General features: G+C 66.4%; 3 protein-coding genes. All 3 read right to left on the reverse strand.

Going from position 1 to position 4,515, the window contains the following annotated elements; translation table 11 throughout:
* The coding region (locus Q0A15_RS14365; RefSeq protein WP_291280209.1) for a hypothetical protein at window positions 1-843 on the reverse strand (843 nt) is incomplete at its 3' end.
* Window positions 844-1,014: 171 nt separating this feature from the next.
* The gene (locus Q0A15_RS14370) at window positions 1,015-2,307 is read right to left on the reverse strand and encodes a hypothetical protein (protein ID WP_291280210.1); all 1,293 of its coding nucleotides are present in this window, start codon (window positions 2,305-2,307) and stop codon (window positions 1,015-1,017) included.
* Between the two features lie 40 nt (window positions 2,308-2,347).
* On the reverse strand, window positions 2,348-3,895 hold the full coding sequence (ffh, locus tag Q0A15_RS14375) for a signal recognition particle protein (RefSeq protein WP_291280211.1): 1,548 nt from the start codon (window positions 3,893-3,895) through the stop codon (window positions 2,348-2,350).
* Between the last annotated feature and the right edge of the window lie 620 nt (window positions 3,896-4,515).

Genomic DNA, 4,515 nt, shown 5'->3' on the forward strand with positions numbered 1-4,515 from the left:
GTCTCGTGGGCTCGGAGATGTGGATAAGAGACCGGGCGAGAAGTCTTCGTCCAGGGTGAGCAACAGCGTCGCGACAGGCGAGCCTGCCGGACGGACGTACTCGGGAAGCACGATGGGGCGGCAACGAGCACCGAGGTGCGTGGCCACCAATGCGCTGCGGCGGGCCGATCGGCGGCGACGAGACGGACGCGCGTCGTCCTGCCCCTCATTGGACCACAACAGGAGATCCACGCGGCCCGGCCGTTCCCGCAATGCCACAGACAGCCCGTCGTCCGCCGGCATCACCATGGACGTCGGGTCCGTTGCGGGTTCGGGGAAGGCGGCCGCAGGCCGCTCCCCTTCAGCGACCCAAGCGCTGGTCTCGAGCTGGTCGGCGGTGGACTTCACCGCCTCGGGCGGCTGGGTCCCCACCAACAGGACATCGTCCAGGGGTTCGTCCAACAGCTGCGTCAGGTCATGGTCCGAAAGCGATTCATCGGCCGCAAGCACGGCGAAATCGCCGCGAGCAACATCTCCATTGACCACCACGGCACCCGTGTAACGGTGGAGGATCTTGGCGAACTCCTCGCCATTGGGCCCGGATTCCAAGTCGCCGTCACGTTTGGCGACGAGCACCTGATCCCGGTCCACCGGCAGCACCAAGTCCACGATGAGGCCCGCACGCGTGGGACGACCTGGGCCCATCAGTCCCACGACGGAACGTGCCGAGAGCAACTGCTGCAGCCCGTCCACACGTTCCTGCCGGGAATCGGCATCCGTGGCGGGCCACGCCAGGCTCACACGCCAAACGGTTCCGGGCGCAGTGTTCTCCCCCGGTGCCGTTGTCTCGCCGTGCTCGCTCACGTGGTCCCCTCCAGGTCCGGGTCCGCCCATCAGGGGAAGACCGCTACTGCGTTGTGCACCGTCGCACCGGCCAAGGCCAGGGAACGGCTACATTCATCTGAGTCCGATCATGCCACGTTGTCATGGGACGGCCTTGTAAGTGCACCGTGTGTACCCAGTGACATTTGGGCCTCAGGCGCGTGGTCTCCTTTCGCCACGCGCCAGCATGATGACACCCGACGCGATGGCCAAGGTCGCCACCAGCAGGTTGGCCCAGGACCACGGCAACGGCTTGATGAAGATGAAGATCGCACCGATCAACATCTGCACCACGACGGTGGCATAGAGCCAGTTCCGAGCCCCACCGGCGCTGGGTTGCCCAGGTGCGGACGCCACAGCCGCGTCGGCGGTCGGCTGCTCAGCCCAGTCGGTCGTTTCCGGCTCGGCCGTGACCGTGTCGGTCTCACCGACCTCAACGGCATCCGCAGGGGTCTGCGCGTGGTCGGCGATCAGGTCCACCAGCCGGGTTTCGAATCCGAGCATCTCCACGGCGTCACGCAGATGGTCCAGCCACGGTTGCTTGGACAAAGCGGACTCGGAGCCGGGCGCGGTGGCACAGTGCATCAACGAGGCCAGCGCCTGCTCGGCCCTCACCTGTGACATATCGGATTCCAACGCGCTTTGCGAAGCGAACGTAGGAGCTCCGACGGCCTGCGTCAGGGTGACGTTCAGCGCCAGTTCGTCCTCGGTGAGTTCCCACCCGGGGAACGCCTCCATCCCGCGACCCACGTCCAGCACCAGGTCGGGCTGCCGCAATCGGGCATCTTCGAGTGCCCTCGTCATGGTCAGTGCGGAGTACCAGGACAGCCGACACCAGCCACCCCGATCGCTGAGGGTCAGAGAAGCCCGCGGGTCCGACGGGTTCAGCACCACGGCTTCTGCGGCTCCGGCCGCGCTCGCCACCGGTGAGAAGATCCCCAGATCCTGGTGCAGACGAATGCCTCCGGGGACAGCCAGCGCCGCATACCTGTCCGGATCCGCTTCGCCCTGATGAACCTCGGCCACCACGATGGGCTCCAGCGGAGCGCTGCTCCCCTGGGCCCTGGCTTCTGCCACGGCCCGGGCCAAAGCGGGTTCGTGGGCCTCCAAGTGCTCCTCGAGCGAGCGCGGGCTCGCTCCAGGCTCGGCGCGAAGCACCCAGGCGCCCGACTCGCGGCGCAGGAGGTCTTCCAGCTCGGTCACGCTCAGCGACTCGGGTGACACCGCGGCGGCAGCCTCGCCGGCGCCGTCGGGCACTACTGCGCCGTCGTGGGTAGCGACCGCCAGGTCGCAGCGCTTTCCCACAGGGGTGGCCGCCGGGGAGGCCAAGACAGCGGGCCCCACCCTCCGAGTCAGCAGGTCACGGATGCGCTGCAGTGGCGGATCAACCACTTCGGCGGGCCACAGCAACACCAAATGCACGGGCGTGATGTCGGAGATGTTCATGGTCTTCGCGCTCACTCCTGGAACGGTGGATGGGCCGAGGTCAGCGCAGGAACTTCTCGAAGCCCTTGGGCAGCTGCAGATCCTCCGGCTTGAGGTCCTGCTTCGCCGCGCCGAATGCCGCACCTGCCGCTTGCTTCTTGCGCACGTCCTCACCACGAGCGGCAGCTGCAGCCTTGGCCGGGTTGCCGTACTTCTTCTTCTTGTTGTTAGCCTGCTTGCCCTTGGCGCCCTTCTTGCGGTTGCCGCCGGGCATACCCGGAATGCCGCCCGATGCGGCCATCTTCTTCATCATCTTCTGCGCCTCACCGAAGCGCTGCAGAAGCTGGTTCACCTCCGACACGGTCACGCCGGAACCACGGGCGATACGGGCACGCCGGGAACCGTTGATGATCTTCGGAGCCATGCGCTCGTGCGGAGTCATGGAACGGACGATGGCCTCGACGCGGTCGGCCTGCTTGTCGTCGAACTGCTCCAGCTGCTGCTTGGAGATGTTGGCCCCAGGCATCATGGTCAGCATCTTCTTCATGCTGCCCATCTTCTTGATCTGCTGCATCTGGGCCAGGAAGTCCTCGAGCGTGAAGTCCTCCTGATCGGAGAACTTCTTGGCCATGCGCTCGGCTTCGGCCTTGTCCCAGGTCTTCTCAGCCTGCTCGATCAGGGTGAGGACGTCGCCCATGTCCAGGATGCGCGAGGCCATGCGGTCCGGGTGGAAGACCTCGAAATCGCCCACGTTCTCACCGGTGGATGCGAACATGATGGGCTTGCCGGTCACCGAAGCCACGGAGAGGGCGGCACCACCACGGGCGTCACCGTCCAGCTTCGAGAGCACCACACCCGTGAAGTCCACGCCCTGGTCGAAGGCCAGAGCGGTGTTGACGGCGTCCTGACCGATCATCGCATCGATGACGAACAGGATCTCGTTGGGCTTGATGGCATCGCGGATGTCGCGGGCCTGCTGCATCAGCTCTTCGTCGACACCCAAGCGACCTGCGGTATCCACGATCACGACGTCGTGTTGCTTCTGACGTGCTTCGGAGACACCGTTGCGAGCCACGACCACGGGGTCACCCGTGATGTCCTCGAACTCGGACTGCACTCCCGGATGCGGCGCGTACACCGGCACTCCGGCACGCTCACCGACGATCTTCAGCTGGGTCACGGCGTTGGGGCGCTGGAGGTCAGCGGCAACCAACAGCGGAGTGTGGCCTTCCGAGGCCAGCCACTTGGAGAGCTTGCCGGCGAGGGTGGTCTTACCCGCACCCTGCAGTCCGGCCAGCATGATGATGGTGGGGCCGGTCTTGGCGAAGTTCACGCGACGGGTCTCGCCACCGAGCACCTGCACCAGCTGATCGTTGACGATCTTCACGACCTGCTGAGCCGGGTTCAGCGCTTCGTTGACTTCTTGACCGAGCGCACGTTCCTTGACCTGAGCCGCGAATTCGCGGGCCACGGACACGGCGACGTCGGCGTCCAGCAGCGCACGCCGGATCTCCCGCACGGTGCCGTCGATGTCCGCCTCAGACAGCCTGCCCTTGCCGCGCAGGTTCTTGAAGGTCGCGGAGAGGCGATCGGCGAGAGAGTTGAACACGGTGAGTGCGCTCCTTGAGACGGGGTCGGTTAAGCGTGTCGGCCGGCGTCTGCGGTCGAGGGATACACGTGGTGGACATGCCCGTGTCCACGGCACCCACCATTCTACCCGTGCGGGCGTGGTCTGACTTCCCCGGCGACGGAGCCGGGTTCCCGCGGTGCGCCTTCCCTCGGAGCTGGGTTCCCACCGTGCACCTTCCCACGGAGCCGGGTTGCCACCGTACCCTTGCCCACGGAGCCGGGTTCCCACCGTGCCGCCTCTCATGGAGCCGGGTTCCCACACCGGAGCTGGTGGTCCACCGGCTCCACGGTGGAAGGCCCGCTCGGGTTTGACCCCCGCCACCTGATTCCTGTGCCAGCCGCCTGCTCTGCTACCTGTCCCGTCTCCCACATCGCCCCGTCTGCCACATTGCTCCGGCTGCCAGCCGCCGGCTCTTCCCTGGCCCCATGCGATGCGGCCCGCAATCGTCGTCTCGGCTATGGGCCACGAGATGCCCGGCCCATCACCGGTTCATGGGGCACGGAATCCCGGACTGGTCGGCGTGCTGGTGGGCGTCCCACCGGCGTGTTGTTCACAGTTCGGCGACACCCCGCCCACCCACGCCCAGAACGGATCCAGGA

Origin of the sequence: Galactobacter sp. (assembly GCF_022712295.1) — a bacterium.
Lineage (GTDB): Bacteria > Actinomycetota > Actinomycetes > Actinomycetales > Micrococcaceae > Galactobacter.

What these genes read in the sequence shown, in the direction of transcription:
- Q0A15_RS14370 (WP_291280210.1), bottom strand. Translation starts at nt 2,307, where the DNA reads ATGAACATCTCCGACATCACGCCCGTGCATTTGGTGTTGCTGTGGCCC.